Source organism: Mesorhizobium sp. M8A.F.Ca.ET.181.01.1.1 (genome assembly GCF_004792025.1).
Taxonomy (GTDB): Bacteria; Pseudomonadota; Alphaproteobacteria; order Rhizobiales; family Rhizobiaceae; genus Mesorhizobium.
Genome location: NZ_SRTV01000001.1, coordinates 784,798 through 810,411 on the forward strand (window position 1 = coordinate 784,798; position 25,614 = coordinate 810,411).

22 protein-coding genes are annotated in these 25,614 nt (G+C 63.3%); 18 read left to right on the plus strand and 4 right to left on the minus strand.

Annotated elements, in window-relative coordinates; all coding sequences use genetic code 11:
* The first annotated feature begins 8 nt into the window (after nucleotides 1–8).
* Nucleotides 9–803 (plus strand): GGDEF domain-containing protein, encoded by a 795-nt coding sequence (locus EN824_RS03880; RefSeq protein ID WP_127871635.1) that lies wholly within the window; start codon nucleotides 9–11, stop codon nucleotides 801–803.
* A 209-nt stretch (nucleotides 804–1,012) separates the two neighbouring features.
* Here EN824_RS03880 and EN824_RS03885 read toward each other — a convergent pair whose 3' ends face one another.
* The gene (locus EN824_RS03885) at nucleotides 1,013–2,842 is read right to left on the minus strand and encodes an ATP-binding protein (RefSeq protein WP_127280695.1); all 1,830 of its coding nucleotides are present in this window, start codon (nucleotides 2,840–2,842) and stop codon (nucleotides 1,013–1,015) included.
* A gap of 153 nt (nucleotides 2,843–2,995) precedes the next feature.
* Between EN824_RS03885 and EN824_RS03890 the strand changes: the two genes are divergently transcribed.
* Genes EN824_RS03890 through EN824_RS03900 form a run of 3 tightly spaced genes read left to right on the plus strand, consistent with a single transcriptional unit; the run spans nucleotide 2,996 to nucleotide 4,447 of the window.
* Nucleotides 2,996–3,559 (plus strand): XRE family transcriptional regulator, encoded by a 564-nt coding sequence (locus EN824_RS03890; RefSeq protein ID WP_127280696.1) that lies wholly within the window; start codon nucleotides 2,996–2,998, stop codon nucleotides 3,557–3,559.
* A 4-nt stretch (nucleotides 3,560–3,563) separates the two neighbouring features.
* Nucleotides 3,564–3,872, plus strand: coding sequence for a hypothetical protein (locus EN824_RS03895; RefSeq protein ID WP_127280697.1), 309 nt, complete (start codon nucleotides 3,564–3,566; stop codon nucleotides 3,870–3,872).
* Between the two features lie 44 nt (nucleotides 3,873–3,916).
* Nucleotides 3,917–4,447, plus strand: coding sequence for a GNAT family N-acetyltransferase (locus tag EN824_RS03900; RefSeq protein ID WP_135866495.1), 531 nt, complete (start codon nucleotides 3,917–3,919; stop codon nucleotides 4,445–4,447).
* Between the two features lie 8 nt (nucleotides 4,448–4,455).
* On the opposite strand, the gene EN824_RS03905 is transcribed toward EN824_RS03900, so the two are convergent.
* Entirely contained in the window at nucleotides 4,456–5,343 is an 888-nt protein-coding gene (locus EN824_RS03905; protein WP_135866497.1) for a LysR family transcriptional regulator, read from the minus strand.
* Between the two features lie 119 nt (nucleotides 5,344–5,462).
* Here EN824_RS03905 and EN824_RS03910 point away from each other — a divergent pair, with 119 nt between their 5' ends.
* Both EN824_RS03910 and EN824_RS03915 read left to right on the plus strand, forming a co-directional pair.
* Entirely contained in the window at nucleotides 5,463–6,614 is a 1,152-nt protein-coding gene (locus tag EN824_RS03910) for a gamma-butyrobetaine dioxygenase (RefSeq protein WP_135866499.1), read from the plus strand.
* The gene (locus EN824_RS03915) at nucleotides 6,611–7,195 is read left to right on the plus strand and encodes an HD domain-containing protein (protein ID WP_135866501.1); all 585 of its coding nucleotides are present in this window, start codon (nucleotides 6,611–6,613) and stop codon (nucleotides 7,193–7,195) included. The genes EN824_RS03910 and EN824_RS03915 overlap by 4 nt, the downstream gene beginning before the upstream one ends.
* A 218-nt stretch (nucleotides 7,196–7,413) precedes the next feature.
* Here the strand turns inward: EN824_RS03915 and EN824_RS03920 are convergent, their stop codons facing one another.
* On the minus strand, nucleotides 7,414–9,222 hold the full coding sequence (locus EN824_RS03920; protein WP_135931916.1) for an NAD(P)/FAD-dependent oxidoreductase: 1,809 nt from the start codon (nucleotides 9,220–9,222) through the stop codon (nucleotides 7,414–7,416).
* A 489-nt stretch (nucleotides 9,223–9,711) separates the two neighbouring features.
* On the opposite strand from EN824_RS03920, the gene EN824_RS03925 reads away from it, so the two are divergent.
* From EN824_RS03925 to EN824_RS03965, 9 genes are all read left to right on the plus strand, one after another.
* Nucleotides 9,712–11,463, plus strand: coding sequence for an acetolactate synthase 3 large subunit (locus EN824_RS03925; protein ID WP_189522138.1), 1,752 nt, complete (start codon nucleotides 9,712–9,714; stop codon nucleotides 11,461–11,463).
* Between the two features lie 64 nt (nucleotides 11,464–11,527).
* The gene (ilvN, locus tag EN824_RS03930) at nucleotides 11,528–12,100 is read left to right on the plus strand and encodes an acetolactate synthase small subunit (protein ID WP_027051201.1); all 573 of its coding nucleotides are present in this window, start codon (nucleotides 11,528–11,530) and stop codon (nucleotides 12,098–12,100) included.
* Nucleotides 12,101–12,219: 119 nt separating this feature from the next.
* On the plus strand, nucleotides 12,220–12,816 hold the full coding sequence (locus EN824_RS03935) for a LysE family translocator (protein WP_127871625.1): 597 nt from the start codon (nucleotides 12,220–12,222) through the stop codon (nucleotides 12,814–12,816).
* Nucleotides 12,817–13,058: 242 nt separating this feature from the next.
* The gene (locus EN824_RS03940) at nucleotides 13,059–14,321 is read left to right on the plus strand and encodes an efflux RND transporter periplasmic adaptor subunit (protein WP_135866508.1); all 1,263 of its coding nucleotides are present in this window, start codon (nucleotides 13,059–13,061) and stop codon (nucleotides 14,319–14,321) included.
* On the plus strand, nucleotides 14,318–17,479 hold the full coding sequence (locus EN824_RS03945; protein WP_135931918.1) for an efflux RND transporter permease subunit: 3,162 nt from the start codon (nucleotides 14,318–14,320) through the stop codon (nucleotides 17,477–17,479). Before EN824_RS03940 ends, EN824_RS03945 begins: the two co-directional genes overlap by 4 nt.
* A 78-nt stretch (nucleotides 17,480–17,557) precedes the next feature.
* Nucleotides 17,558–18,178 (plus strand): nitrile hydratase subunit alpha, encoded by a 621-nt coding sequence (gene nthA / locus EN824_RS03950; protein WP_127871620.1) that lies wholly within the window; start codon nucleotides 17,558–17,560, stop codon nucleotides 18,176–18,178.
* Nucleotides 18,175–18,834, plus strand: coding sequence for a nitrile hydratase subunit beta (gene nthB, locus EN824_RS03955; protein WP_127871619.1), 660 nt, complete (start codon nucleotides 18,175–18,177; stop codon nucleotides 18,832–18,834). The genes nthA and nthB overlap by 4 nt, the downstream gene beginning before the upstream one ends.
* Nucleotides 18,821–19,186 carry a nitrile hydratase accessory protein gene (locus EN824_RS03960; RefSeq protein ID WP_189343737.1) on the plus strand — a complete coding sequence of 122 codons (366 nt, stop codon included), beginning with the start codon at nucleotides 18,821–18,823 and terminating at the stop codon, nucleotides 19,184–19,186. The genes nthB and EN824_RS03960 overlap by 14 nt, the downstream gene beginning before the upstream one ends.
* Nucleotides 19,187–19,327: 141 nt before the next feature.
* On the plus strand, nucleotides 19,328–20,455 hold the full coding sequence (locus tag EN824_RS03965) for an ATP-dependent RecD-like DNA helicase (protein WP_135866514.1): 1,128 nt from the start codon (nucleotides 19,328–19,330) through the stop codon (nucleotides 20,453–20,455).
* A 30-nt stretch (nucleotides 20,456–20,485) separates the two neighbouring features.
* On the opposite strand, the gene EN824_RS03970 is transcribed toward EN824_RS03965, so the two are convergent.
* Entirely contained in the window at nucleotides 20,486–20,914 is a 429-nt protein-coding gene (locus EN824_RS03970) for an STAS/SEC14 domain-containing protein (protein WP_127280159.1), read from the minus strand.
* A gap of 162 nt (nucleotides 20,915–21,076) precedes the next feature.
* Between EN824_RS03970 and EN824_RS03975 the strand changes: the two genes are divergently transcribed.
* The 3 genes from EN824_RS03975 to EN824_RS03985 all read left to right on the plus strand — a co-directional run.
* Complete coding sequence (locus EN824_RS03975) at nucleotides 21,077–21,817, plus strand: pyridoxine 5'-phosphate synthase (protein ID WP_135866883.1); 741 nt, start codon at nucleotides 21,077–21,079, stop codon at nucleotides 21,815–21,817.
* Nucleotides 21,818–21,915: 98 nt separating this feature from the next.
* Complete coding sequence (locus EN824_RS03980) at nucleotides 21,916–23,829, plus strand: potassium transporter Kup (RefSeq protein ID WP_135919235.1); 1,914 nt, start codon at nucleotides 21,916–21,918, stop codon at nucleotides 23,827–23,829.
* 195 nt (nucleotides 23,830–24,024) lie between these two features.
* On the plus strand, nucleotides 24,025–25,614 hold a 1,590-nt coding region (locus EN824_RS03985), incomplete at its 3' end, for a potassium transporter Kup (RefSeq protein ID WP_135932124.1).

A 25,614-nucleotide genomic window follows, 5' to 3' on the forward strand; every position in this document is an offset into this window, starting at 1 on the left:
GGGAGTAGATGCGTTTCCATAAGGCGGAATCCGCTTTTTTCGTCTTTATCTTCGTGATCCTGGCCGCTGGCCTGGTGACGCTGCACGCCTATGGGCTCTTGCAATCCTTCGCCACGGAACTCCATACGCAATCGGGCCTGGACAAGGTCATCTACCTCAACAAGCTGTTGTTCGCGACGGGCGTGCTGCTTGCGACCGCGCTGTTTTTCGGCATCTTCTTCATCTACCCGCTGATCCGCAAACAGGCGACGGAAGAAGGCAAGCTGCGCGCCATGACGGTTTCGCTCAGCGCCCGCTCCGAAACGCTCGAGCACGCCGCCCTGACAGACGGCCTGACCGGCATGCAGAACCGACGTTATTTCGACGACGCGCTGAACGAATATCTCGAGGAGTTCCGGCGCATCGAAAAACCGGTCGGGCTGATGATCCTCGATCTCGACCATTTCAAGCAGGTCAACGACAGCCACGGCCACGATGTCGGCGACGAGGTGCTCAAGGCTGTCGCCAGATGCCTCAAGGACATGACCCGCTATCACGACGTGGTGGCGCGCCTGGGTGGTGAGGAATTCGCCGTGGTCACGCCCAACATGGAGGCGGACCTTCTGGCCAAATTCGCCGAGCGCATCCGCAAGGCGATCGCCAACATGTCGATCCTCTCCGGCAACAATGTCCGGCTCAAGATCACGACCAGCGTCGGCCTCGCCGTATGGGACCGCAAGGAAACCGCCGAAGAGTTCTATCGCCGCGCCGACCGCCAGCTCTACGAAGCGAAGAGGCAAGGCCGCAATCGCGTCTGCGCCTAAAATCCCGAAGAAGAATTCATGAGGCCGGTTGCCTGATGCGGCTTTCTCGACTTCCCCGTTCTACTGCGTCGCAGTAGAACTGAGCTCACGGACTGAATGTCCGCTCCGCTCCGGCTTCTCGAAAGCCACGTCATTCAATTCGGCCTGACGAATTCCCTTTCGGGATTTGGCCAAGCGTGAATGCCGATGAGATCAGAGACCTGTTAGGTTCAATCGTTCTGTGGGCGCAGGCCGAAGGTCGCGGGTTTGAGGCCGTAGCGTGTGTCGAAATCTTCGTCCGACTGCACGCGCGCCGTCGCCGGCGGTTTGCGGTAGTCGGGATCGCCGGCCTGGCGGCCGGAATCGACCACCTCGGCAAATGGTATCGCCTGGCTCTGTGGCTTCGGCACGTTGCGCAGCCGCTCCACGATCGCCACCAGGTCGACCTCGCCGGCTTTCGTCACTTCTTCCTCGTGCTTGGCCGTGCCAGGCAGCAGGTGAGCGGGCAGTCTTTCGAATTTCAGCCGCATGGTCGTCGCCACGCCTTCGCCGAAGGCGATCGCCTCGCGCTGCCCCATGGAAGACAGGAAGGCGAGCGTCGAGGCGGACGAGTCGGCGATTGCCGAGCGGATGATCGCCTGGTCCTGCTCGTTGGCAAGCCGCATGGCGAAGAAGGTCGAGCATTGCGACAGGATGGTCGGGTCCAGCTCGCCCGGGCGCTGGGTGACGACGCCGAGATAGCAGCCATATTTGCGGCCTTCCTTGGCGATGCGCGACAGCGCATGCCGGGTCGGCGCGAAGCCGAGGCGCGAATCGGCCGGCATGTAGCGGTGCGCTTCCTCGCACAAGAACAGGAGCTGCAGCTTGCCTTCGCTCCACAAAGCGAGGTCGAAGGCCAGGCGCGCCAGCACGGAGCAGACGGAATTGACCACTTCCGAGGGCATGCCGGCCATCTCGAAGCAGGTTACCGGGCGGCCATGGTGCGGCACGCGGAAGATGTTGCCGATCGTCTCGTGGATGGTGTCCTCGATCAGGCGCGAATTGAACATGAAGCGGTAGCGCGGATCGGCAGCCGCGGATTCGATGCGCGTCTTCAGCGATTTGAGCGTCGGGCGATCGTTCTTGCTTTCGAGCATGCCCATGCGCTCGTCGATCTGCTTGAGCAGGTCGGCGATGCGGTAAGGCACCGGCGTATCGGCGGTCAGCGCATCGTTGCCGCGCCTGAGGTAGGCGCCTGAATTGGGGTTGCGGTAGAGGTTCTTGGCCAGCGGAACGAGGTCGCGAAGGGCGTCGATCTCTTCCGGCACCGTTTCGCGTCCGCGAAACAGCACTTCGGCGAATTCCTCCAGCGTGAACATCCAGAACGGCAGGTCGAGCGTCTTGGAATCGACCCGGACGCAATATTCGGGCAGCGAGGCGGCGAACTCGTTGTGCGGATCGAGGATCAGGATCCGCAGGTCGGGTCGCGCCGCGATCGACTTGCGCAGCAGCAGCGACACGGCGGTCGACTTGCCGACGCCGGTCGTGCCGACAATGGCGAAATGGCGCGCAAGCGTATCATCGATGGCGATGTTGGCGGCGATGGCCTCGTCCTGCGCCAGCGAGCCGATGGTGATGGAATGGCGGCCGGCCAGGTCATAGACGGCCTGCAGGTCGCGGGTGCGGATACGGTGCGCGACGGCGCCGATATGCGGATAGCTGGTGATGCCGCGGTCGAAGATCGGCTTGGCGCCGGGTTCGGCGCCGTCGCGCACTTCGCCGATCAGTTCGATGCTGACCTCGATGGCGTTCTGGCCTTCATTGCTCCAGGCCCGATCCGACTTGCCGATCGCATAGACCAGGCCAACGGTGCGCGTCGTGCCCAGATTGATGGAGATCATCTTGCCAACCGTCCACAGGCCGGTGATCGCACCGTCGACATCGTCGGCATAGGCGCTGATTGTGGCGCGCGCGCCGTCGCATTGCACGACGTTGCCGAGGATGCGCCGGTCGTTCTGCTCTGCGTTGCGGCGCTCCTGCGATGTCGGTTCTCCGACGGAAGCTTCGCGTTCGACATACATGGACAGGCCAATCCCCATTTCCCTGGAGACGGAGCCTACAGGAACGGGGTTAAGGTCGGATGAGGTCGGATGGTGTAGAGAGGATTAAGGACCCTGTGAAAATTATCGTGAGATGGCTCTTCACCTGTCTTGTTGTTTCGCTATAATGGACGAATGGATGATATAGCGAACGATATTTCCTCGACCATCGGCAAGAGGATCCACGCCGAGAGGATCATGCGGGACTGGTCGCTGGCCGAACTCGCCGAACGGTCCGGCGTTTCCAAGGCGATGCTGAGCACGATCGAGCGCGGCATGACCAGCCCGACGGCCGCACTTCTGGTGCGCATTGCGGCGGCCTTCGGCATGACGCTGTCGACCCTCATCGCGCGCGCGGAACTGCAGAGCGGGGGACTGCTGCGCGCGGCCGACCAGCCGGTATGGCGCGACCCCGATACAGGCTATGTCAGGCGGCATCTGTCGCCGGCCTGCGACATGCCGCTCGAACTGATCAAGGTCCATCTGCCTGCGGGCGCGAAGGTCAGCTTGCCCGCGGCTTCCTACGCCTTCATCAAGCAGCAGATCTGGCTGATCTCGGGAAAACTCGAATTCACCGAAGGCGATCAGGTGCACAGGCTCGAACCGGGCGACTGCCTGGCGCTCGGGGCGCCGTCGGATTGCACCTTCCATGCCCTGGAGCCGGGCGCCGACTATCTCGTCGCTCTGGTCAGGGGCTGACGTCATGGCAAGACGGCCTACGCGCTCCCACAATGGGGGGCCGCCTCTTGACGAGTACAAGGGGCCGCCATGGGGCAAGGGCGACCCTTACATCTTCCTGGCCTGGCAGGCGGCGCACGCCAAGGCGTGGAAGGCGCCAAGCCGCGACGTCATGCTGATGCGCATGGACAAGGCTGAGCGGCTGGGCCTGACCTATGAGGAATACACGCTCGAAATCCTGGAGCGCGGGCGACATCTCAGTGAAGAAGACACCGAACGCATCAGCGCCATCAAGGCCGCGCGCAAGCGCCGGCGGTCGCACCATCTCGAATGACGCCGGCGCCATCGACCCCGGTAATCGTTTCCAGAGGACCAGGTATGAATACCATCGAAATCGGGCCGTTGACCGCCAGCCGGGAAACTCTTGCAATGCTGACCGATCTGCTGGTCGAAACGGTTGCCGCCGGCGGATCTGTCAGCTTCATGCATCCGCTGGCGGCGGAAGCGGCAAGGGCATTCTGGGAGACGTCGCTGGCCGCGGCGGCACGAGGAGAAAGAATGGTGCTCGGGGCCTGGGACGGCGGGGCTCTGGTCGGGACGGTCACCTTGCTGCTCGACTGCCCGCCCAACCAGCCGCATCGGGCCGAGATCGCCAAGCTGATGACATCAGTCGAATACCGGGGCCGGGGTGTGGGGACACGCCTGATGCGGGCCGCCGAACGCCTCGCGGCGGAGAAGGGGCGCACGTTGCTGGTTCTGGACACGGCGGCGGAGGAGGGGGCTTCGGGCCTCTACGAAAAGCTCGGCTTCATCCTCACCGGCGAAATTCCTGACTATGCGCTGAAACCGCATGGCGGGCTGACGGGCTCGCTGATCTACTGGAAGCGTATCGGCATAGCTTCGCGGTAGCGCGCCAGTCAGGTCCGGGCCCCGCCGGCAAGGCGCTTTATCAGCCAGTGCCGGAAATCCTGCTCGGCACTTGTCAGTTGCGCGGTCGACGGCCTGGTCAGAAAATGCCCTGACGTGCTGGAGAGTTCAAAATCGGAGAGCGGGACCAGCGTCCTGCTGTCGAGCGCCGCGTCGACAAGCGGTCGCGACCCCAGCAGCACGCCGGCGCCGGCGCTCGCCGCCTCCATGGCGGCGACGAAACTGTCGAAGCGGTGCGACCGCTGGGGATGGCCGGCCAATCCGGCCGCCGCGAACCATTCCGACCACATCTCGCGCGCGCCGGCCACCAGAAGCAGCGGCAGGGATGTCCAGTCGGCGGCACTGGCGAGCGCCGGACTTGCCACCGGCACAAGCCGCTCGGCGGTCAGCCTCTCGGCCTCGCGTCCGGGAAAGGATCCGTTGCCGAAACGGATGTCGAGCGCCGAGCCCGGCAGATCGTAGTCGGTCGGCCGATGGATCGTCACCAGATCGAGCTGGACGCGCGGCAGCGCCTCGGCGAGATCGGGCAGCGCCGGCACCAGCGCCAGCAAGGCAAACGAGATCGGCACCCGGATAGAGACGGTCCGGACGGCGCGTGGTTCGAACAATTCCGTGGTGCTGCTGGCAATGGTTGCGAAGGCCGACTGGATGTGGGGCAGGTAGGCGGCACCCTCCGGCGACAGCGCGACCCCACGCGCCAGCCGCGAGAACAGCCGCGTCTTCAGCCGTTCCTCGAGCAGCCGGATGTGCTGGCTGACCGCCGCCTGTGTCAGGCCGAGTTCGGCCGCTGCCGCCGTGAAATTCGACAGCCGCGCCGCGGCTTCGAAACTGCGCAGCCAGTCGAGCGGAGGCAAGGCGGGGATGGTTCGTCGTGCCATTAGTCAATCGGGGTCATTGGCCAAAAAATGATAATTTGAATTATGCCTATGGCGCGATCAACATGCAATCGAAACCCTGCGGATCGGACCGTGGGGCGTAGCGGACAGGATGGATCTCAATGCTTACCCACGCGCTGGTTGGCGACGAAGGCAGAACAATCGAACTTGGCTGGGCAGACGGGAGGCGCACCCGCTTTCACGCCATCTGGCTGCGCGACAATGCGCTCGACGACAAGACGCGCAGCGCCGGCAACGGCCAGCGGCTCGTCACCATCCTCGACATTCCCGCTGGCACGAGAATTGGCGCCGCTTCCATCAAGGCCGGGGCGCTGGAGATCAGCTTCGAACCGGAGGGAAAGACGGTCAGCTTTCCCGCCCAATGGCTGCGTGCAAACGCCTATGATCGCGACGAGACACGCCAGCCCGGTTGGACAGGCGATGTCATCCAGCGCTGGACCAAGGCGACGATGCAGAACTGCGTGCCGCGCGCCAGCTACAAGGCGGCCTTCCATGACCGCAGCGTGCTGCGCGAATGGCTTTCGGCGGTGAGGACTTATGGCTTTGCGGTGATGAATGGGCTGCCGGCCGAATCCGGGGCGCTGTGCAAGGTGTCCGACCTGTTCGGCTACGTCAGGGAGACCAATTACGGGCGCTGGTTCGAAGTGCGCGCCGAGGTCAATCCGAACAATCTCGCCTACACCAATCTGGGCCTGCAGGCGCATACCGACAATCCCTATCGCGATCCGGTGCCGACACTGCAGATCCTGTCCTGCATCGAGAACACGGTGGAGGGCGGCGAATCGAGCGTCGTCGACGGTTTTGCCGTCGCCGCAGCCCTGCAGGCGGAAAACCCCGAAGGTTTTCGGCTGTTGAGCTCCCATGCGGCGCGGTTCGAATATGCAGGGTCATCGGGCGTGCGGCTGCAGTCCAAACGGCCGATGATCGAGCTTGGCCCCGACGGCGAACTGATCTGCATCCGCTTCAACAACCGCTCGCTGGCGCCGACCGTCGATGTGCCGTTCGCCGACATGGATCGCTACTATGGCGCCTACCGCCGCTTCGCCGAACTGATCGAGGATCCATCCTTCGAAGTGACCTTCAAGCTTGAGCCCGGCCAGGCCTTCATCGTCGACAACACCCGCGTCATGCATGCCCGCAAGGCGTTCTCCGGCACCGGCAAGCGCTGGCTGCAGGGATGCTATGCGGACAAGGACGGCCTGTTGTCGACGCTCGCGGCGATTGAACACGGCTTCAAGGAGGCCGCGGAATGAGCGGCCAGGATCTGAACGCGGACACCATCGTCGAGTTCATCGCCGACACTTTCGAGCGCCGGGGCGCCGAATCCTATCTCGGCGAGCCGGTTACGATGTCCGAGCACATGCTGCAGGGTGCTTGGTTGGCGGAGCAGGATGGAGCGCCCGAGGTGCTGGTGGCGGCCGCGCTGCTGCACGATATCGGCCACTACACCAGCGAGTTCGGCACCTATTCGCCCGACGATGTCGAGGACAAGCACCATGACGAGGCCGGCGGCGAGGTGCTGGCGCCGTTCTTCCCACCGGTCATCGTCGAATGCGTCCGGCTGCACGTCGCCGCCAAGCGCTATCTCTGCGCCACGGACCCGACCTATTTCTCCAGGCTGTCGCCGGCTTCGGTTCATACGCTGTCGCTACAGGGCGGACCGATGAGTGCCGAGGAGGTCGCCGAGTTCCGCGAGAACCCGTTCCATGAGGAAGCGGTGCGGGTTCGCATCTGGGACGAGGGCGGCAAGGTCGCCAATATGCGGACGCGGGCGTTTCGCGACTATGTGCCGTTGCTGCAGCGCGTCGTGCACGACTTCGCCAATCGGCCCTGACGCAACCAATCACGGGGAAGAGACAGCCCATGTGTTTCCGCTTCGACGGCGAAAACGCGGTGGCCGCATACCGGATGGAGACCTGCCGCGAGCGTTTGGCCGGCGAGGGCGTTTTCACGCCATCGCCGACCACCCCAAGCGGCGAGACCGGCGGGCGCGCCGCCGCCGGTCGAAGTCCCCGAAGCCGGGCAGTCCCGCCTTGATGCGAGGGAAGCCGACTAGCCCTTGTGATGGACCTCCTGGAGCCCGTAGACCGGGGTCGGCAAGCCAACCTGCCGGGCTTTCAGCTGCAGCGCCAGATATTGCGAATAGTGGCGCGACTGATGGAGGTTGCCACCATGGAACCACAGCGCCTCTTGCTGGGTCGGCTTCCACATGTTGCGCTGCTCGCCTTCCCAGGGGCCGGGGTCCTTGGCGGTGTCGGAGCCAAGGCCCCAGACCTTGCCGACCTTGTCCGCCACCTCCTGAGAGATGAGGTCCGCCGCCCAGCCGTTCATCGAGCCGTAGCCGGTGGCATAGATTACGAGATCCGCGGGCAATTCGGTTCCATCGGCGAATTTGACACCGGTTCGCGTCAACTCTTCCACCGCGGCGCCTGGTCCGCTCTTGAGCTTGATCGAACCGTCGATGACGAGGTCGCAGGCGCCGACATCGATGTAGTATCCCGAACCGCGGCGCAGGTATTTCATGAAGAGGCCCGAGCCGTCATCGCCCCAGTCGAGCAGGAAGCCGGCCTTTTCCAGGTCCGCGTAGAACTTGGCGTCGCGTTCCTTCATCTGCTGGTAAAGTGGGATCTGGAATTCGTGCAGGATGCGGTAGGGCAGGGAGGCGAAGATCAGGTCGGCCTTGCGTGTCGTCATGCCGTTCTCGACCGCCTGCTCCGAATAGAGCGAGCCCAACCCGATATCCATCAGCGTGTCGGACTTGACGATGTGCGTGGAGGAACGCTGCACCATGGTGACGTCCGCGCCACCCTCCCACAGAGCCGCGCAGATGTCGTGGGCGGAGTTGTTGGAGCCGATGACCACGACCTTCTTGCCGCGGTATTTGTCCGGGCCGGGATGGGTCGAGGAATGCTGCTGCTCGCCCTTGAAGATGTCCTGGCCCTTGTATTTCGGCCAGTTCGCCTTGCCGGACATGCCGGTGGCCAGCACCAACTGCTTGGGCTTGAGCACGATCTCTTCGCCGTCGCGTTCGACCACGACGGTCCATTCCTTGGCCTTCTCGTCGTATTTCGCGGATTTCGCCGACGTGGAGGACCAGTAGTTCAGCTCCATCACCTTGGTGTACATCTCGAGCCAGTCGCCGATCTTGTCCTTCGGCGCGAAGACCGGCCAGTTCTTGGGGAAGTCGATATAGGGCAGATGGTCGTACCAGACCGGATCGTGCAGGCAGAGCGACTTGTAGCGCTTGCGCCAGGAATCGCCGGGGCGCTCGTTCTTCTCGACGATGATGGCGGAAACGCCGAGCTGGCGCAGGCGCGCGCCGAGCGCAATGCCGCCCTGGCCGCCGCCGATGATCACGACATAAGGCTGCTTGCTGCGGCCGAGTTCGGCGAGTTCATCGTCCCGGTCCTCGCGCCACGATTTCCTGTCCTTGCCGTGGCCATGCTTGGCGCCGAGCGGGCGGGTGAAACCCGCCTTCTCCTCATGGCCCTTGAGTTCGGCCATGGTGGTGAGCAAGGTCCAGATCAGTTCGCCCTTGAATCGCACCAGGCCGAAGCCGCGCGCCACCTCGGTCTCGAAGGTGATCCAGGCGGTGGTGACGCCGTCCGCCTCGGTCGCCTCCTCGCCTTCGGCCACTTTCCAGTCGCTCGGCCGGGTCTCCGCCAGGGTTGCCGTCAGCATGTCGCGCACCTGGCCTTGGCCTTCCATCGTCCTCAGGTTCCAGGTGAAGGTGACGAGGTCGCGCCAGTAGCAATCCGCCTGGAAACAGTTGACCGCCGCGTCGATGTCGCCGGTCTCCAGCGCCTTGCCAAACTTGTCGAGCAGCGCCTGCGCCCTCGTCGTGGGTGTTCTCTCGAGCATGGTTTCTCCTCCGGTTGTCGGGTTCCAAGAACGCCTGTCCAGGCTTCCACTGGAACAGCAAGCGACCGGCCAGGACCTCCACCTGGGATGGGACTCCCATTCGCCGGCAACGCGTCTCCTCCCAGGGACGTCGTCAGCCCGGCATAGTGGTGTGTCGATGGGATGGGCTCAACTGTACTATGGTAGCGCGTGATGGAGCCGATCTCACGGCAGAGTGAATTCGTATCGTACCCCATTGACGACCCCGCGAGTTCGCCTTTATGGTCCGCCCCCATGAAAACGGCACTCATTCTCGTAGGAAGGCGCGTGGGCAAGGCGGTGTAACCGCCGGGCGAAAACCTCCCATGCGCACCACACAGGCTCCCTCGGGGGCCTTTTTTATTGCCTGAAACACGACTAAACGACCAGCAAACGCCAGATGGCGGACAGTACGGGACCAGACCGATGAGCAATGGACAGAGCGGGCGCGAAATGCCAAGCAGCAGGGAAATGACTGGCGCCGAGATGGTGGTGCAGGCGCTGAAGGACAATGGCGTCAAGCATGTCTTCGGCTATCCGGGCGGCGCTGTTCTCCCGATCTATGACGAGATTTTCCAGCAGGACGAGGTGGAGCACATTCTCGTGCGGCACGAGCAGGGCGCCGGCCACGCGGCCGAGGGTTATGCGCGGTCGACCGGCAAGGCCGGCGTCATGCTGGTGACATCGGGCCCCGGCGCCACCAATGCGGTGACGCCGCTGCAGGACGCACTGATGGACTCGATCCCGCTGGTCTGTCTGACGGGGCAAGTGCCGACCTCGCTGATCGGTTCAGACGCGTTCCAGGAATGCGATACTGTCGGCATCACGCGGCCCTGCACCAAGCACAACTGGCTTGTGAAGGACGTCAACGAGCTCGCCGCGACCATCCACGAGGCCTTCCATGTCGCCACGACCGGCCGTCCCGGTCCGGTCGTGGTCGACATCCCGAAGGACGTGCAGTTCGCCAAGGGCTTTTATGTCCCGCCGCAGATCGCACCGCGCACCTCCTACCAGCCGAAGGTCCAGGGCGACCTGGAGAAGGTCAAGGCCGCGGTCGAACTGATGGCGAGCGCCAAGAAGCCGATCATCTATTCGGGCGGCGGCGTCATCAATTCCGGTCCGGAAGCGAGCCACCTGCTGCGCGAACTCGTCGACCTCACCGGTTTCCCGATCACCTCGACGCTGATGGGACTCGGCGCCTATCCGGCCTCGGGCAAGAACTGGATGGGCATGCTCGGCATGCACGGCACCTATGAAGCCAACATGGCGATGCATGATTGCGACGTGATGATCTGCATCGGCGCGCGCTTCGACGACCGGATCACCGGCCGGCTGACCGCGTTTTCGCCGAATTCGAAGAAGATTCACATCGACATCGATCCGTCCTCGATCAACAAGAACGTCCACACCGACGTGCCGATCATTGGCGATGTCGGCCGGGTGCTGGAGGATCTGGTGCGGCTGTGGCGGGCGAGCGCCAAGGCCGACAAGAAGGCGCTCTATCCCTGGTGGGAGCAGATCGCCAAATGGCGGGCGCGCGATTCACTCGCCTACAAGATGAACAACGACGTGATCATGCCGCAATACGCCATCCAGCGGCTTTACGCGCTGACCAAGGACATGGACACCTACATCACCACCGAGGTCGGCCAGCACCAGATGTGGGCGGCGCAGCACTATCATTTCGACAAGCCGAACCGCTGGATGACATCGGGTGGTCTCGGCACGATGGGCTACGGCCTGCCGGCCGCACTCGGCGTGCAGATCGCGCATCCGAACGCGCTGGTGGTCGATATCGCCGGCGACGCCTCGGTGCAGATGACGATGCAGGAGATGAGTGCGGCGGTGCAGTATGACGCGCCGATCAAGATCTTCATCCTCAACAACCAGTATATGGGCATGGTGCGGCAGTGGCAGCAGCTGCTGCACGGCAATCGGCTGTCGCATTCCTATACCGAGGCGATGCCGGACTTCGTCAAGCTGGCCGAAGCCTATGGCGGCCACGGCATACGCTGCGACAAACCGGACGAGCTCGACGATGCGATCAAGGAGATGATCTCGGTCAGGAAGCCGGTGCTGTTCGACTGCCGCGTGGCGACACTCACCAACTGCTTCCCGATGATCCCTTCGGGCAAGGCGCATAACGAGATGCTGTTGCCCGACGAGGCGACCGACGAGGCCGTGGCCAATGCCATCGACGCCAAGGGCAGGGAACTGGTTTAACCGCAGGCGGAAGCCGTGTGAAAACAGAGAATTAGCGCAAAAGTTTGAAATCGAGATTCACGTCATGAACGCACAGCTTCAGCCCACCGGCTCCGCCTACTTCATCGCCAAGGAAACCGAGAAGCCGGAAACGCACACGCTTTCCGTGCTGGTCGACAACGAGCCGGGCGTGCTCGCCCGGGTCATCGGCCTGTTTTCGGGGCGCGGCTACAACATCGAAAGCCTGACCGTCTCCGAGACCGAGCATGAAAAACATCTCTCGCGCATCACCATCGTGACGCGCGGCACGCCGCATGTGATGGAGCAGATCAAGCATCAGCTCGAGCGCATCGTGCCGGTGCACCGCGTGGTCGATCTGACCGTGCGCTCGCACGAGCTTGGCCAGGAGCGGCCGCTGGAGCGGGAACTCGCGCTGGTCAAGGTTGCCGGCACCGGGGAGGCGCGGGTCGAGGCGCTGAGACTCGCCGACGCTTTCCGCGCCAGCGTCATCGACGCCAACACCGAGCATTTCATCTTTGAGATCACCGGCAAGGGCTCCAAGCTCGACCAGTTCATCGCCATCATGAAGCCGCTCGGCCTGGTCGAAATCTGCCGCACCGGCGTGGCGGCGATGAACCGCGGCCCGCAAGGGATGTAGACCGACGTAACCCAGCCGAATTTTCCACGAATGCAGGACTGGCGTGACCAACGGCCGGCACTGGCCTTTGTGCAGCCGTCGGAAAGAGACAAGAGTACTGACGTATCTGGGAGGATATCATGTCCCTCGACGCATTCCTCGCCCTGCTTGTCTACGCCTTGGTGACCTCGATCACGCCAGGGCCGAACAACCTCATGCTGCTGGCTTCGGGCGTCAATTTCGGCATCGCCAGGACAGTGCCGCACATGCTTGGCATCAGCATCGGCTTTCTCGTCCTGTTGCTCGCCGTCGGCTTCGGCCTGGGCGCGGTGCTGACCGCGTTTCCGGCATTGCACGCCGGGCTGAAGATCGCCGGTGCCGTCTATCTGCTCTACTTGGCCTGGAAGATCGCCATGTCGCGCTCGCTCAGCGGCAAGGGTGAGACGAATGCGCGGCCGATGCGCTTCGTCGATGCAGCGGCTTTCCAATGGGTCAACCCCAAGGCCTGGGTGATGGCCATCACCGCGATGGCCGTCTACACCAATCCGGAACGGCCGTTCCTGTCCGTCATTCTGATTGGCGTGGCTTTCACCGTGGTCAATCTTCCCAGCGTCTCGGTCTGGGCGGGGTTCGGCACGGCACTGCGCGGTTTCCTGTCCGACCCGATGCGGCTGAAATGGTTCAACATCGCCATGGGCGTGCTGCTGGCGGCGACGCTTTGGCCGATGCTGCGGTAGGCTACGGTCCGCTCCGCCCTTTCGGAGGCTATTTTCGGGGCCAATCGGGCCTTCGGCCCTAAACGATAGCCGGCTGCACAGCTATTGTGCAGTGCACATTAAATCTTCGTAATGCCGTGTTTTGGCCCTTTTCCGACAAACGCCCGTCCTATCTATTCGGCGAAATCGCGGCAGTGAGCCGTGAATTGCGCTAGAATACGACCACCTGGCTATGGCGTGTCGGACGGAGAGGTCTTTTGTCGATGCGTGGAAAAGTCCTTCTTTCATTGCTGGCGATTGCCTGTGCGGGCGCGGCCTGGCTCTATTTGTCGCCGGAAGCGCTGAACAAGGCTCAGCAGCTCATCGGCACAAAGCAGGTCGCCGCGACAGACAAGCCAGCGGCCGACAAGCCGGCAGGCGGCAAACAGGCCAGCGGCGGCAATGGCGGCGCCCGTTCGGCCTCTATCGTTTCGGCGACTGCAACGACAGCTGACTTTCCGATCCGCCGCTATGCCATCGGCTTCGTTTCCTCTCCGGCCGTGGTCAACATCAACGCCCGGGTCTCCAGCCAGATCGTGTCGATCGACGTCAAGGACGGACAGATGGTGAAGACCGGTGACGTGCTGTTTTCACTGGATGACCGCGCCCTGAAAGCGCAGCTCGCCAAGGACCAGGCCACGCTTGCCAAGGACCAGGCGCTGCTTGCCAGTTCGAATTCCGATCTTCAGCGTGCCAAGGATCTTGTCGCCAAGCAGGCCGGGACGCAGCAGACCTACGACCAGGCCGTTGCCGCGCAGAAGGCGGCGGCGGCGACCGTCGATGCCGACAAGGCGACGATCGACGCCGACAATGTCCAGCTTGGCTTTGCCACCATTGCCGCGCCAATCTCGGGCAGGTTGGGCGCGGTCAACGTCGCCGTCGGCGATCTCGTCACGGTCAGCAATGGCAACAGCAGCACCGCGACGCCGCTGGTGACCATCACCCAGATGGATCCGCTGCAGGTCAACTTCAATCTGCCGGAACGCGACCTCGCGCTGCTGCACAAGGCGCTTGCCAATCCGCAGCAGAATGCGGTGACGCTGACCCAAAACGGCGACCCGAGGCCGATCGGCAAGGGCACGCTCGATTTCGTCGATTCCAGCGTCGACACCGCGTCGGGCACGATCGCCACGCGGGCCAGCATTCCCAATGCGGATCTTTCCTTGTGGCCGGGCCAATATGTGAACGTCGTGCTTGACGCCGGCATCATGCCGCAGATGACCTCGGTTCCCACCGTCGCGGTCCAGCCCAGCCAGAAGGGGCCGTTCGTCTATGTGGTAAAGCCGGACAACACCGTCCAGATGCGGCCAGTGCAGGTGGCGCTGACCGAGGGCGAAAACAGCGCCATCAGCCAAGGGCTGAAAAGCGGGGAGAAGGTTGTCACCGAAGGCCAGACACGGCTGAAGGACGGCGCCGCGGTGCATGAAGGCAAGGAGGCCGCGCCCAAAGTGGCCCAGGCGACCAATGCCGGCGGGGCGGCCCAATGATCTCCGAATTCTGCATTCGCAGGCCCGTCGCCACGCTCCTGATGTCGTTCGCCCTCGTGCTGGGCGGGCTGTTCGCCTACAAGTTCCTGCCGGTCGCGGCACTGCCGAGCGCCGAATTCCCTGTCGTCAACGTCTCGGCATCGCTGCCCGGCGCCTCGCCGGAGACCATGGCGACATCGGTGGCGACGCCGCTGATCAAGCAGTTCGCGACCATCGCCGGCATCGATTCCATTTCGACCACCAACTCGCTCGGCCAGACCTCGATCGCCATCCAGTTCGTCCTCAACCGCGACATCGACGCGGCCGCGGCCGACGTGCAGGCCGCGATCGCGCGCACGCAGAAATCGCTGCCGCCGCAGATGACGTCGCCGCCGAGCTATCGCAAGGTCAATCCGGCCGACGCGCCGATCCTGCTGATGTCGCTGGTCAGCGATACGGTTCCGCTGACCGACCTCGACGCCTTCGCCGAAAACGTCATCTCGCCGTCGTTGTCGACCATCGACGGCGTGGCCCAGGTCTCGATCTTCGGCCAGCAGAAATACGCCGTGCGCATCCAGATCGATCCGACCGCGCTTGCCGCGCGGGGCATCTCGATCGATCAGCTGCAGGCGGCTGTGGCTTCGGCCAACAGCAACACGCCGCTCGGCGTGCTGCAGAACAACAAGCAGCAGCTGACCATTACCGCCAACACGCAGCTTACCAACGCGGCCGGCTTCTCCAACCTAATCATCGCCACCAAGAACGGTCATCCGGTGCGGCTGGGCGAGGTGACCCGCGTCGTCGATTCGGTGCAGACGACCACGACCGCAAGCTGGTACGACGGCACCCGCGCCATCATCATGGCGGTGCAGCGACAGCCCGACGCGAACACGGTCGACGTCGTCGACAGGGTCAAAGCGATGCTGCCGTCCTTCCAGGACCAGATGCCGGCCGCCGCGCAGATCAAGCTGCTCAACGACCGCTCGACCTCGATCCGCCAGGCCGTCGACGACGTGCAGTTCACGCTGCTGTTGACCATCGCGCTGGTGGTCATGGTGATCTTCGTGTTCCTGCGCCGCGTCACGGCCACCATCATCCCGGCCGTGGCAGTGCCGATCTCGCTGATCGCCACGCTCGGAGCGATGTTCCTGTTCGGCTTTTCCATCGACAACATCTCGCTGATGGGCCTGACGCTCGCCGTCGGCCTCGTCGTCGACGATGCCATCGTGATGCTGGAAAACATCTTCCGCCACATGGAGGAGGACGGGCTGTCGGCCTTCGACGCGTCGCTGAAGGGCGCGCGCGAGATCGGCTTCACCATCATTTCGATCTCGATCTCGCTGGTGGCGGTGTTCATCCCGGTGCTCCTGATGGGCGGCGTGATCGGTCGCATCTTCAACGAATTCGCCGTCGTGGTGACCGTCGCCATCCTGGCTTCCATGTTCGTGTCGCTGACATTGACGCCGATGCTGTGCTCGCGGCTGCTGTCGGTGACCAAGGCCGACCGCGAGGCGCATGGCGCCGGCCACAAGCGCGATCTCATCACGCGCGGCTATGACCGGATCCTGAGCTTCTGCCTGCGGCACACCTTCCTTGTGTTCCTCGTCTTCGTCGGCACCGCGGCAGCCTCGGTGTGGCTGATCGAGGTCTCGCCGAAGGGCTTCTTCCCGCAGGAGGATATCGGCCAGATATCGGTGACCACCATCGCGCGCCAGGACATTTCGTTCGACGCCATGGCCAAGCTGCAAGGGCAGGTGGCCAGCGTGTTCTCGAAGTCGCCCTATGTCGACCATGTCGCGTGGTCGGCCGGCAGCGGCAACAATGCGCTCAACCAGGGACAGCTCTTCGTCCAGCTCAAGGGCAAGGACCAGCGTCCCGATATCGAGAAGGTGCTTGCGGATCTGCGCAAGCAACTGGCCGGCGTTGCGGGCATCGAAACCTACATGCAGCCGGTGCAGAATCTGAGGCTGGGTTCGCGCTCGTCGGCCAGCGCCTACCAGCTGGTGGTTCAGGGCCTCGATACCGGCCTGACCGATATCTGGGCTCAGAAGATGAATGACGCGATGGCGGCCGACCACGCTAACTTCGCCGATGTCACCAGCGACCTGCAGAACAACGCGCTGCAGGCGGCGCTGGTGGTGGACCGCGACAAGGCCGCGCAGCTCGGCATCGACACCGACACGCTGCGCTCCGCGCTTTATGGCGGGTTCGGCACCGACCAGGTTTCGACGATCTTCGGCTCGGCCGACAGCTACGAAGTCATCACCGAACTTGATCCCAAGATCGAATGGTCGCCGGAGAGGATGCTCGCCATCCAGATGCGGACGGCGAGTGGAAGCCTGGTCCCGCTCGGCGCTTTCGCCCGTGTCGACCGCACGGCCGGCGCCCTGACGGTCAACCAGCTCGGCCAGCTTCCGGCCGTCACCGTCTCCTACAATTTGCCGCAGGGCGTCTCGCTCGGCGACAGCGTGAAACGCATCGACCAGCTCAAGGAGCAGATCGGCATGCCGGCGGCGATCTCGACCACCTTCGCCGGCACGGCCAAGACCTTCCAGGATTCGCTCGCCAACCAGGGACTGCTGGTCGGCGGCGCCATCCTGACCATCTATATCGTGCTTGGCATTCTGTATGAGAGCTTCATCCACCCGCTCACCATCTTGACCGGCCTGCCGTCGGCTGTGCTCGGGGCGGTCGTTGCCTTGCGCTTCGCCGGCATGGATCTGTCCGTTATCGCGGTGATCGGCATCCTGATGCTGATCGGCATCGTCAAGAAGAACGGCATCATGATGGTCGATGTCGCGCTCGAACTGCGGCGAGAAGGCATGTCGGCCACGGACTCCATCCACAAGGCCTGCCTGATGCGCTTCAGGCCGATCATGATGACGACGCTGGCGGCACTGATGGGCACGTTCCCGATCGCGCTCGGCACCGGCGCCAGCGCGGAACTGCGCCAGCCGCTGGGCGTCGCCGTCGTCGGCGGCCTGCTCGCTTCGCAGGCGCTGACCTTGTTCGTGACGCCGGTGATCTACGTCTACATGGAGAATTTCTCGGGCTGGCTGGCCGGGCTCATGCCGAAGCGCAAAGCCGAGCTGCATGTGGTCGAAGAAGGCGATCAGCCCTCGCTGTTCGGCACCAATGACGACATCCCGGGCGAGCCCCAGAAGACGGCCGCCGAGTAGCAGACGGACAAAGCTCCGGTCCGGTTGGCCCAAGCCATGGAGCTTGCGGCGGGCAGGTCGGAACCGTAATTTGCCGTCATGTCCCACGATCATGATCACGACAACGAACTCGATCCGTTTGCCGCGCGGGTTCGGGCGCTCGAAACTATCCTGACCCGCAAGGGGCTGATCGATCCAGCCGCGATCGACGTCATCGTCGACACCTACGAGACCAAGATCGGTCCACGCAACGGCGCCAGGGTGGTGGCGAAGGCCTGGAACGATCCCGCTTTTGCCGAGTGGCTGAAGCGCGATGCGACGGCGGCGATCGAGTCGCTGAGCTATACCGGCCGGCAGGGCGAACACATGCAGGCGGTGTTCAACACCGGGGACACCCACAACCTCGTCGTCTGCACGCTGTGCTCCTGTTACCCGTGGTCGGTGCTTGGCTTGCCGCCGGTTTGGTACAAGGCGCCGCCCTATCGGTCGCGCGCGGTGATCGATCCGCGCGGCGTGCTCGAGGAATTCGGGCTCTCCCTGCCCGCCGAGACGAAGATACGCGTCTGGGATTCGACGGCGGAACTGCGCTATCTCGTCGTGCCGACGCGGCCGGAAGGCACCGAGGGCTGGAGCGAAGAGCGGCTGGCCGAGCTGGTAAGCCGCGATGCGATGATCGGCACCGCGCTGGCCCACGGGCCGGATAAGGGGGTGCCCGCATGAACGGCCCCCAGGATCTTGGAGGACAGATGGGGTTCGGCCCGGTCGCCCCGGAGAAGAACGAGCCTTATTTCCATGCCAACTGGGAGCGACGCGCGCTTGGCGTGACGCTGTGCGCCGGCGCCATGGGCGCCTGGAACATCGACGAGAGCCGGCATGCGCGGGAATCGCTGCATCCGGCCGACTACTACGGCTCCAGCTACTACCAGATCTGGATCAAGGCGCTGGAGACCTTGCTCAAGCGGCACGGCTTCGTCAGCGAGCGCGACCTCAGGGCAGCCGACGCGGTCGATCCGGCGGCGACGCCCAAAAGAGTGCTGAAGGCGGAAAATGTCCCGGCCGTGCTGGCCAAGGGCGGCCCGTGCGACCGGCCGGTCGAGACCGCGCCGCGCTTCAAGGCTGGTGATCCGGTGCGGACCAGAAACTTCAACCCGACCGGCCATACCAGACTGCCGCGCTATGCACGCGACAAGCAGGGCACGATCGAGGCGGTGCGCGACGGCTTCGTCTTTCCCGACAGCAATGCTCACGGGCAAGGCGAGAACCCGCAGTGGGTCTACACCGTGGTCTTCGACGGGAGCGAGATCTGGGGCGAGGGCGCCGACCCGACATTGACCGTCTCGATCGACGCTTGGGAGAGCTATCTTGAGCCGGCCTGAAGCGAAGGGGTCCGCCGCCGGTTTGCCCGCTGGCCTCGACGCACCGGTGTTTGCCGAACCCTGGCAGGCCGAAGCCTTCGCCATGACGGTGGCGCTGCACGACAAGGGCCTGTTTTCGTGGGGCGAATGGGCGGATGCCCTATCGGCCGAGGTGAAGAAGCCAGGTGCCGCGGCGGACGGCCATGATTATTACGAGCATTGGCTGGCGGCGCTGGAAAACCTGCTGGCGTCGAAGGGGCTGGCCGCCAAGCCTGATGTCGATGCGATGGCGCAGGCCTGGGAACGCGCCGCTCATGCCACGCCACATGGCAAGCCGATCCTGCTGGAGAACGATCCGCGCGCTGCCAACTGAGGTGCACGGTCACCCTTTTCGTTCCCTTTACGTTCTTGGCTGCGGCTGATAGCCTGAACCGCAGGGGAGTTCGCCATCGGCTGTGTCGTTGATGATGGCGGGTATCTTGTCTTTGCCTCGCGAATCCGGTCACACGATCAGATGGAATTTTCACCACAACAGGACGAGGCCTTGCAAGCGGTCGCCCGTTGGCTGCAGGCCGGCAAGCCGCAATTGTTCCGGCTGTTCGGCTATGCCGGCACCGGCAAGACGACGCTGGCGCGCTATTTCGCCGAGCATGTCGACGGCCAGGTGCAGTTCGCCGCCTTCACCGGCAAGGCGGCGCAGGTGCTGCGCTCCAAGGGCGCGGTCAACGCGCGCACCATCCATTCGCTGATCTACCGGCCCAAGGGCGAGGAATCGGTGGCCGACGAGGTGACCGGCAAGACCTCGATGTCGCCGACCTTTTCGCTCAACCGGCAAAGCCCGATCTCGCGCGCCAAACTGGTCGTCATCGACGAATGCTCGATGGTCGACGAGCAGCTTGGCCGCGACCTGATGAGTTTCGGCACGCCGATCCTGGTGCTGGGCGATCCCGGCCAGTTGCCGCCGATCTCGGGCGGCGGCTTCTTCACCGACCATGAGCCGGACTTTTTGCTGACCGAAATCCACCGGCAGGCGCGCGACAATCCGATCCTGCGGCTGGCGCTCGATGTGCGCGAAGGCCGCGAATTCATGCGCGGCGACTATGGCACCGCGCAGGTGATCGGCAAGGAAGACGTCAACCAGGAACTGGTGCTGAAAGCGGACCAGGTGCTGGTCGGCACCAACCGCACGCGGCGGCGCTACAACCAGCGCCTGCGCGAACTGAAGGGCTTCAATGCCGATTACCCACAAGCGGGCGACAAGCTGGTCTGCCTGCGCAACGATCCCGCCAAGGGCCTGCTCAACGGTTCGCTCTGGAAGGTGATGACCTCGTCGCGCGAGACGGTGAAGCCCGGCATCAACCTTCTGGTGTCGCCCGAAGAGGACGATCCGGATCGCGGCGTCGCCAAGATCAAGCTGCTCAAGGCGGCGTTCGAGGATCCGGATGCCGATATCCCCTGGCAGCAGAAGAAGCGCTTCGACGATTTCGACTACGGCTATGCGCTGACCGTGCACAAGGCGCAGGGCTCACAGTGGAACGAGATCGTGCTGTTCGACGAAAGCTGGGCCTTCAAGGAAACGCGCCAGCGCTGGCTTTATACAGCCATCACCCGGGCCGCCGAACGGCTGACCATCGTCAGATAGAAGGGGTCGGCGGCAGCCGGGAGAATCGTTTCATTTTCTTTCTGGAGCGGCGGTCGCCTCTTCGCCCGTCGGCCGCGCCGCGAGCCACTCCCAGGCAGCAGCTTCCTCCTCGATCTTGAAATGCCTGAATTCGACAGGCGACGAAGCGGGCAAGGCGTGTCGTGCGTTCGGCGTCCAGTCAGGCGCGCCGATCGCCGCGCAACGGCCAATATGCTCCAATGCGTGGACGGCACCCTTCTTGATGGTCTCATCGGAGATGTCGGCCCAGTCGACGCCCTCGTGATCGACTATGCGCACGGCGACGTCGATTCTCGGATGGAGCGCATAGGCCGCCTCCAGCAGGCCGAACAGGTTCTCGGCATCGGCGGCCGAGACATGGCCGACCACATCGAAGGCAAGGAGGTCGTCGCGGCTGGTGTCGATGCGGCGGATCGCCGGCACGGATTGGAGGAAATTCAAGGTGGTGCCTCCCTTTCACGGAATATGTTGGTCTTCTGGAACACCGGAAAGGCCCTATCTGTTCCCGTCAAAGACGCTATAGATGCGCTGTTTCAAATGCGCCGTGCCGGAACGAATGAGCGTGGCGCGCCTCAATCGACTGTTTTCACGGACGCCAAGCCCATGCCCGCCAAGCTTTCCGTCAACCTCAACGCCATCGCCATGCTGCGCAACCGGCGCGACCTGCCATGGCCCGATGTGATCGGCGTCGGCCGCCTTGCCCTTGCCGCCGGAGCGCATGGGCTGACAGTGCATCCGCGCCCCGACGAACGTCACACAAGGCATTCCGACCTGCCCCTGATCAGGGCGCTGATCGACGATGAGTTTCCGCAGGCGGAATTCAATATCGAGGGCTACCCAAGTGAGGATTTCCTGGCGCTTGTGGAGAAGAATCAGCCCGAACAGGTGACGCTGGTTCCCGACGATCCGGCACAGGCAACCTCCGATCACGGCTGGAACTTCATCGCCGATGCGGCGTTCCTGATGCCTGTTGTCAAGCGTCTGAAGAAGGGCGGTTTCAGGGTCTCGCTGTTTTCCGACGCGGATCCCACCGGCATAGGGGCCGCTCGCGATACGGGCGCCGATCGTATTGAACTCTATACCGGCCCTTATGGCAGCTACTATTCCGACTCCGGTAAGGCGGCCAAAGAATTGGAAAGATTGGGGAAAACCGCTGACGCGGCATTAGCCGCCGGCCTCCAGGTCAACGCCGGACACGACCTGACGGTGGCCAATCTGCCCGCGCTGGCAAGGCGTGTTCCGGCATTGGCCGAAGTGTCGATCGGACATGGGTTGACAGCCGACGCGTTGGAGTATGGCATGGCCGGCACGGTGGGTCGGTTTCTCAGAGCCTGCGGCTGGTAGGGTTAGGGCTTCGCTTTGCAGGTATGGCAGCCATAGCGTGCAATTGACACCGCATCGCAGCATGCGTGAGGCACTGCGCGCTTGTCGGGGAGTGGTCCATGGACCTTGCCAGTCGCGTTAGCGAGGCTGAAACCGTCGAGCAATCGAGCCGTTCCGAGGTTGAGCAGCACAGCACCAAGGTTCTGATGCTGGGCGCGCTCGGCGTCGTCTATGGCGATATAGGCACAAGTCCGATCTACGCCTTTCGCGAGGCGCTTCACGCTTCGCCCGGCATCGATACGCGCGTTCACGTGCTTGGCGTTTTGTCGCTGATTGTCTGGGCGCTGACGATCATCGTCACCATCAAATATGTCGCCTTCGTGCTTCGTGCCGACAACAAGGGCGAAGGCGGCACGCTGTCGCTGATGTCGCTGGCACGCAGCGCCTATCCCAAAGGCGCCCGACTGATCCTCGTGATCGGACTTTGCGGCGCGGCGCTGTTTTTCGGCGATTCGATCATAACGCCGGCCATCTCGGTGCTGTCGGCGGTCGAAGGCCTGACGGTGGTGACCCCGGCGCTGGACGCCTATGTCGTGCCGATCACGCTGGTCATCCTTGCCATCCTGTTCTCGGTGCAGCGCTTCGGCACGGGAAAGGTAGCGGCGGTGTTCGGGCCGGTGACGGCGCTGTGGTTCCTGGCGATCGGCGTCGCGGGCATTTATCACTTGATGGATGATCCATCGATCCTGCTGGCCATCAATCCCTATTACGCGGTTGCCTATCTGGCCAGCACACCCACCGCCGCCTTCGTCACTGTCGGCGCGGTGTTCCTGGCCGTGACCGGGGCCGAGGCGCTTTATGTCGATCTCGGCCATTTCGGACGCAAGCCGATCGTGCTGGCATGGTTTTCCGTGGTGTTTCCCTGCCTGCTGCTCAACTATTTCGGGCAGGGCGCCTTTGTGCTCGCCAATGATGGAAAACCGACCAATCCGTTCTTCCAGATGCTGCCTGACTGGGCGCTGATGCCGATGGTGGGACTGGCAACGGCGGCGACCGTCATTGCCAGTCAGGCGGTCATTTCAGGGGCTTTTTCACTGACCCGCCAGGCGGTGCAGCTCAACCTTCTGCCACGCATCGAGGTGCAACATACCTCGGAAATGCAGTCCGGGCAGATCTATATGCCGCGCGTCAACCTGCTCATCGCGATGGGCGTGATGCTGCTGGTGGTCGGTTTCGGCAGTTCGAGTTCGCTGGCTTCCGCCTACGGCATCTCGGTGACCGGCGAAATGCTGATGACGACGATCCTGCTGTTCGTGGTGATGCGCAAGATGTGGAAATGGAAGCTGGCGCTCGCCCTGGCGCTGACTTTGCTGTTCGGCATTATCGACAGCGGCTTCTTCCTGGCCAATGTCGTGAAGATCGTTGAAGGCGGCTGGGTCTCGATCACCGTTGCGAGCCTGATGGGGCTGATCATGTGGACGTGGATACGCGGCAGCCGCTATCTCTTCGACAAGACCCGCCGCAACGAGATCCCGCTCGATTTCCTCGCCGGCAACCTGTTGAAGAAAAAGCCGCAGCTGGTCTCGGGCACCGCCGTGTTCCTAACCAGCGATCCCTTGAGCGCACCGACCGCGCTGATGCACAGCCTGAAGCATTACAAGGTGCTGCACGAGCAGAACGTCATCCTCTCGGTGGTCACCGCACCGCAGCCGGTGGTGCCCGACAGCGAGCGGGTGAAGATGGAGACGGTCAACGAGCTGTTCATGCGGGTGACGCTGACCTTCGGCTACATGGAGCAGCCCAACATCCCGCGCGCGCTGGCGATCTGCCGCAAGCAAGGCTGGAAGTTCGACATCATGACGACGTCCTTCTTCCTGTCGCGGCGCTCGCTCAAGGCCTCGCCCAATTCCGGCATGCCGGTGTGGCAGGACCGGCTGTTCATCGGGCTGGCGCGCACGGCGGCCGATGCGACGGAGTATTTCCAGATCCCGACCGGACGCGTCGTTGAAATCGGCACGCAGGTCGCCATTTAATAGGTACGAGTTCGCCGGGCCTGGTTGTTTTGCGATGGTTCGGGATATGAGCATGCGAAACGTCGCATGGATCGACATCGCAAGACGTCGCCCACCGGGAGCCGCGCGCTGCTAACATGAGTGCCATAACGTTACGGCACTTGATATTGCATTGCAGCAAGCGTAGAGCACCGCGCGTTTATCGGAGTGTCGTACATGGCCCTTGCCAATGCTGGTAGTGAGGCAGAACCCGTCGACCAATCGAGCCATCCGGAAATCGAACAGCATAGCACCAAGGTGCTGATGCTGGGCGCGCTCGGTGTGGTCTATGGGGATATCGGCACCAGCCCTATCTATGCCTTTCGAGAAGCGCTGGTCGCGTCGTCACACGGCACCGTTGCTGATCGCGGCGATATTCTCGGTGTGCTGTCGCTGATCATCTGGTCGCTGACGATTACGGTTACGATAAAATACATCATGTTCGTGCTGCGCGCCGACAACCGCGGCGAAGGCGGCGTGCTGTCGCTGATGGCGCTGGCACGCGGCAGTTTCCCGAAGCGCTCGGCGGTGATTCTGGGCATTGGCATCGTCGGCGCCTCGCTGTTTTTTGGCGATGCGGTCATCACGCCGGCGATTTCGGTGCTTTCGGCGGTCGAGGGCATGAACGTCGTCACGCCTGCTTTCCAGCCTTATGTGGTGCCGCTGACCCTGGTCATCCTCGCCATGGTGTTCGCGGTGCAGCGCTTTGGCACGGGCGGGGTGGGATTGGTGTTCGGGCCGGTGACCGCGGTCTGGTTCCTGGCGATCGGCCTTTCCGGCCTGAAACACATCATCAACGATCCAGAAATCCTGCTGGCAATCAGCCCGCACTACATCGTCGCCTTCCTGATTCATTCGCCGGACGTGGCCTTCGTCACGGTCGGCGCCGTCTTCCTTGCCGTGACCGGTGCAGAAGCGCTCTATGCCGATCTCGGTCATTTCGGCCGCAAGCCGATCGTACTTGCCTGGCTGGCGATCGTGTTTCCCTGTCTGCTGCTCAATTATGCCGGACAGGGTGCCTTCGTGCTGGCCAAGAATGGCATCGTCGGCCATCCGTTCTTCGAGATGAACGAGGGTTGGGCTCTGATTCCCATGGTCGTGCTGGCGACCGCCGCGACGGTTATCGCCAGCCAAGCGGTGATTTCGGGTGCCTTCTCGCTGACCCGCCAGGCGGTACAGCTCAACATGCTGCCGCGGCTGGAAATCCTGCACACGTCGGAAAAGCAGTCCGGCCAGATCTACATGCCGCGCGTCAACCTGCTGCTGGCCCTGGTGGTGATGATGCTGGTGGTCGGCTTCGGCGAATCCAGCAAGCTGGCCTCCGCTTACGGTATCTCCGTGACCGGCAACATGCTGGTGACGACGGTGCTGCTCTATGTCGTCATGACGCGCATCTGGAAATGGAAGCTGTCGCTGGCGATCCCGCTGACCGTGCTGTTTGCCTTCATCGACATCGGTTTCTTCGCCTCCAACATCGTCAAGGTGTTCGAAGGCGGCTGGGCGTCGCTGGTCGTGGCCTTCACCATCGTGCTGGGCATGTGGACCTGGGTGCGCGGCAGCCGCTATCTCTTCGACAAGACCCGCCGCAACGAGATCCCGCTCGATTTCCTCGCCGGCAATCTGTTGAAGAAGAAGCCGCAGCTGGTCTCGGGCACCGCCGTGTTCCTAACCAGCGATCCCTTGAGCGCACCGACCGCGCTGATGCACAGCCTGAAGCATTACAAGGTGCTGCACGAGCAGAACGTCATCCTCTCGGTGGTCACCGCC